Genomic DNA, 4,621 nt, shown 5'->3' on the forward strand with positions numbered 1-4,621 from the left:
GACGCATTTGATAGGCTGATAAAAGATAAAATTTCATCCGCACAAAACGTGCTGAGCCTTGCAGCTTTAGAGCTTAAATCAAAATCGGTCGAGCCAAAAATTTCAGGCTCGCTCGCGAGGCTTTTAAATTTTGAGCTCAAATTTAAAAGCTTCATCGACTCCAAGCTAAGCGCCGCAGAGCATACGCTAAGCGCCAAAGATGAGCTTTTGGCGCAAAAGGCGAAATTTTTTGAGATCACTAAAGACCTCGTTCAAATCCAAAAGGGCGGCAAAACGGTAGCCCTAGGCGAGCTTGCCGCGGGCGACGAGTTCGTCCTTTGCTCACAGCAGCTCAGCAAAAACGCAAAAATCATCTAAAGGAGGCAAAATGGATAGGGTTTTAAATTTTAGCGCAGGACCTAGCACCATCCCGCTGGGCGTGCTAAAGCAGGCGCAAGAGGAGCTGCTAAACTACGCGGGGCGCGGATTTTCGATAATGGAGATCTCGCACCGCACTAAAATTTTCGAGGAAGTTTTGCATAGCGCGATGAACCGCGTGCGCGATCTCTATGGCTTTTCGGACGATTTTACGATTTTGTTTTTACAAGGCGGTGCGAGCCTTCAGTTCGCGCAGGTGCCGATGAACCTATACGCAGGCGGCGTCGCAGAATACGCCAACACGGGCAATTGGACAAGCAAAGCGATCAAGGAAGCGGGCGTGCTCGGCATAAACTACCGCGTGGTCGCAAGCAGCGAGGAGAGCAAATTCGACCGTATCCCCGAGGTCAAATTCTCTGACGGCGCCGACTACGGCTACATCTGCTCGAACAACACGATCTACGGCACGCAATATCCGCAGCTACCGCAGTGCGCCTGCCCGCTCGTAGTCGATAGCTCGAGCGATCTGTTTTCGCGCCCCGTGGATCTTGGCAGCGTGGGGATGTTTTACGGCGGTATTCAGAAAAACGGCGGGCCCGCGGGCGTTACGATGGTTGCAATCCGCAAGGATCTGCTGGACCGCGCAAACCCCAAAACGCCGATGATCCTGCGCTACAAGACGCAGGCGGACGCGGACTCGATGAGCAATACCCCAAACACTTTCGGAATTTACATGCTAAATTTAATGCTCGGCTGGATCAAGGACGAGATCGGCGGGCTCGCGGCGATGCACGAGCGCAACAAGCGCAAAGCGGCGCTACTCTACGGCGCGATCGATGCTAGCGGCGGCTTTTACCGCGGCCACTCGCAAAAGGGCAGCCGCAGCCTGATGAACGTGAGCTTTAATATCGCAGATGCCGCGCTTGAGCCGGTTTTCGTCGCGCAGGCGGAGGCGGAGGGGATGATCGGGCTTAAAGGACACCGCGTTTTAGGCGGCATCCGCGCCTCGATCTACAACGCCATAAACTACGAGGACGTTGAAAAACTAGTCGCTTTTATGAGCGAGTTTGCGCGCAAAAACGGCTAGCGGCGGCTAAATTTAGAGGGTTTGAGCGCGGCTCGCGCTTATAGACGAGATTGTCTAGGATCCGCGCTTGCCTTGCCGCTGGGCTGGTATTTGCCATAGTCCTCGCTTTTATAGCCGGTATTTTACGGCAGAAATAGCTTTGATGCGGCTTAGATTTCGCCGCTAGAATTTTATTGAAGATGAAATTTTATGATGTTAAAATTTTGCATTGGATGAAGTCTGATGGCTTTGATTTTGCAGCGGCGAGCGGACTTGGCGCTGCTGGGATTTATTAGGTAGGATTTAATATTTAAAACGCTATTATCGGTGTTCGAGGATGAAAGGTGGGTTTATTTATGTAGGCGCAGGTTTAGCGTATCTAGCGCCTAAATTTAAGCTTAACCCTAAAAACAGGCAAAATTAAACGAAAGGATTTAAATGAGTTTTAAGAGATTTTTTGCAGTAGCGCTTGTGGCGGGCGCTTTCGCTTCGGTGAGCGCAGAGGCTAGCGCTGCTGGGGATTTTTGTATCAAAAATGGCGGCGAGCTGATCGTCCGCAAAGACGGCAACGGCGTGGATTACACCGTTTGTAAGCTGCCTGACGGCACTATGATCGACGCTGAAGAATTTTATAAAACAGGCGGCGATTTGAGTAAATTTAAGAGCGTAAATCGATAGAATTTTATCGCTTGCGAAATTTGCAGCAGCGAAATTCCATAAAATTCTGCGTCAAAATTCCTCTTTAAAATTTAGATAAATTCTAACTAGCAAGCGTTAGTGCAAGTAAATTATTTGGGTACCTCATACAAAGTGAGGGCAGCAGGGTGATGGAAGAAATTCAATTATCCAAACGTCAACGATGTGTGGAGATTTTGCTCTAGTAAGGTGCTGAAAGCGGCGGCTATGCAAGACAGAAATATTTTAAGTGATTTGAACGCGCAGGAAACCTACTAGATTGCTCGATTAGGACGCAGGTTTTTTTGGATATGCGATAAGCATTTGTGCCCATAGTTGCTGAGCTTAAATTTCAGCCGTTCGTGGACGTCGCTCGCTTCCTTTTTTTGAAAGGCTCAAATTTTAGTCGCTCGTGGGCGCTCATTCGCTTCCTTGCCTGCGTAAATTTAGCGAGTGAAAACCACGATCTTGCCGCGCTCAAACGTGATCTGCCGTCCCGCTAGATACAGCTCGAAGTAGGGCTTCAAAAAGTCCTCCTGCGGTCTTTGCGCGTAGTTTGGATACTGCAAGTACGCCGAGAGTAGGTAGTCGCAGTTGATCGAATAGTACGCCTCGCCGAGCACCCATAGCTTCGCATCAAGCTTAGGCGAATCTATCATCCACTCCGTGATCGCCTCATAGACGGCGTGCGCAAGCTCGTCTTTACTATGCGCAAAATCAAAACCTTGCTGCACGCGAGCGGATTTTATCTGCTCAAGCATCTTTAAAAGCCCGCTCTTGCCTAGAAATTCTGCGAAAATTTTTAAATTTCGAACGTGCACTAAAGCTAAGCTCTTAAGCGCTTCGTCATCAAATTTCGGATCCTGCGGCGGGCAAAAATACCCGGGCGCCACGCCTTGATCGAACGCCTCTCGCGTCTGCTGCGCCGTGGCTGCGTAGATCGGCATTATGCGTGCTTGCAGCTCGGTGCCGTTTTGTAGCGGCGCAAACACCGCGTGCCCGCTCGCGCCGTCAGGCATAAAGCACTGAAAAAGCCCGTAAAGCTTATCCTGCAGATCGATCTCTTTGCAATCTAAGCTTAAATCTAGCCCCGCAGCCTCGTTAATGCGACTAGCGTACTCGAAATTCGTCATTTTCGCCCCTTTAAATTTTGACCGTCAAAGCGTTTGGGTGGAATTTTACCTAAATTTTACGCATTTTCCGAATTAAAATTTATGTGCGATGAGACTTTTATGGAATTTAAAATTTAGCGGTTCGGTTTGAGCTGATCCTGCGGCAAGGCGGCGGAGAGATTGGCGGCGACGGGCGATAGCCGATGATCGCGACCGCGGCACTCGCAGGCCGGTTGCTCGCAGAAGCGGATTTTTGCGCTCAGGCCGTCGCAAAATGGCGGGCAGTGTATTGGATGACGGCGGCGCTTATAGCGCCCGTGATGAATGCCGTGTTTTTTATAATCCCTCCTTCGGTAGAAATTTTATTAAATTTAGCCCGCCCTTTTATCGCTTGCATTAGTAGTGCCCTTCCATCTACTGGCTGTATCGTCGAAGAGGCGCAAACGCAGTATGCAATGTAATTTTACAGATCTTTTTATTTTGGCTAAAATAAGCAAAATTTTAAAGGAAAGATATGCTGATTTCTTACTCGCTGCAAGATAACCGAAAATTCGCTAAAATGAGAACTAGAATTTCGCGCAGAATTTATAAAGGGAACAAGTTCATCCGCGCCGTCTGCGCGACAGATTTGCTTTTCGCTTTTGCGTTTTCGGCTTGCCTTTTTATTTTTGAGGACGATTGGATAGAGTTTGTACGTAAGTACTATGGTGATAAGTCCTGGATAAAGAGCTTAGGAGCGATCTTGCCTACTGCTTGCGCAGTTTTTTATATTTACGCTATTTGCGTTAGATCGTGGCTACTAAATTCCGCGATATATGATAAGAATAAAAATGTCACTTTCGGCGATTTTAGCATTGAAATTTCAGATGATTTAAAGGGGCAATTTATATTAGTAAGTGAGCGAGATACGCTCATTTACGATGCGGAATTTTGTGAGGTGGTAATGGAGCGCGATTTTTTGGTAATTTTGCTGGAAGGAAGTCTTTTTATCGCCGTACCAAACGAAGCGTTTAAAGAAATAAGCAAGGAGGAATTTGCTGCGAAATTAAACAAAACAATAAGTGAGGCAAAAAGCGAAATTTAAAAAGCTATGGGCAGATAGAACGGATATGATTGCGATCACAATGGAATCTTAGCCATAATGGAATTTTATCCGTTGCTTGCAAATCTTTTGCTATTTTTGTTTTAAAAATTTTTGCTAAAGGATTTTATTTATGCTTACGAGTGCATAGTAAAAGTACCGCACTAAAATTTATTGAGCTCGGTGATGTACTCTTGAGAGTGCGCCTAAAATATTTTTATGCTCACGCTCTGCACCCTGCGGCGGTGCGGTAATGAGCGGCGATAGATAAGTTGTCGCGCGGCGACGGACGACGGCACCTACGGCGCGTGGCGACGGGGGATAGCCGAT

5 protein-coding genes and 1 pseudogene are annotated in these 4,621 nt (G+C 47.7%); 5 read left to right on the forward strand and 1 reads right to left on the reverse strand.

Going from position 1 to position 4,621, the window contains the following annotated elements; all coding sequences use genetic code 11:
* From Q0257_RS07475 to Q0257_RS07485, 3 genes and pseudogenes are all read left to right on the forward strand, one after another.
* A pseudogene (locus tag Q0257_RS07475) lies at nt 1-357 on the forward strand (exodeoxyribonuclease VII large subunit); the annotation flags it as partial.
* A 10-nt stretch (nt 358-367) separates the two neighbouring features.
* The gene (serC, locus tag Q0257_RS07480) at nt 368-1,444 is read left to right on the forward strand and encodes a 3-phosphoserine/phosphohydroxythreonine transaminase (protein ID WP_298023524.1); all 1,077 of its coding nucleotides are present in this window, start codon (nt 368-370) and stop codon (nt 1,442-1,444) included.
* Nucleotides 1,445-1,861: 417 nt separating this feature from the next.
* On the forward strand, nt 1,862-2,101 hold the full coding sequence (locus Q0257_RS07485) for a DUF333 domain-containing protein (RefSeq protein WP_297880494.1): 240 nt from the start codon (nt 1,862-1,864) through the stop codon (nt 2,099-2,101).
* Nucleotides 2,102-2,544: 443 nt separating this feature from the next.
* On the opposite strand, the gene Q0257_RS07490 is transcribed toward Q0257_RS07485, so the two are convergent.
* On the reverse strand, nt 2,545-3,231 hold the full coding sequence (locus Q0257_RS07490) for a hypothetical protein (protein ID WP_298023527.1): 687 nt from the start codon (nt 3,229-3,231) through the stop codon (nt 2,545-2,547).
* A gap of 263 nt (nt 3,232-3,494) precedes the next feature.
* On the opposite strand from Q0257_RS07490, the gene Q0257_RS07495 reads away from it, so the two are divergent.
* Together Q0257_RS07495 and Q0257_RS07500 are read left to right on the forward strand one after the other, a co-directional pair.
* Nucleotides 3,495-3,671: a hypothetical protein gene (locus Q0257_RS07495; protein ID WP_298023529.1), complete on the forward strand. Its 177-nt coding sequence runs from the start codon at nt 3,495-3,497 to the stop codon at nt 3,669-3,671.
* Nucleotides 3,672-3,724: 53 nt separating this feature from the next.
* On the forward strand, nt 3,725-4,294 hold the full coding sequence (locus Q0257_RS07500; protein WP_298023532.1) for a hypothetical protein: 570 nt from the start codon (nt 3,725-3,727) through the stop codon (nt 4,292-4,294).
* The last annotated feature ends 327 nt before the right edge of the window (nt 4,295-4,621 follow it).

Origin of the sequence: uncultured Campylobacter sp. (assembly GCF_938018035.1) — a bacterium.
Classification (GTDB): Bacteria; Campylobacterota; Campylobacteria; order Campylobacterales; family Campylobacteraceae; genus Campylobacter_B.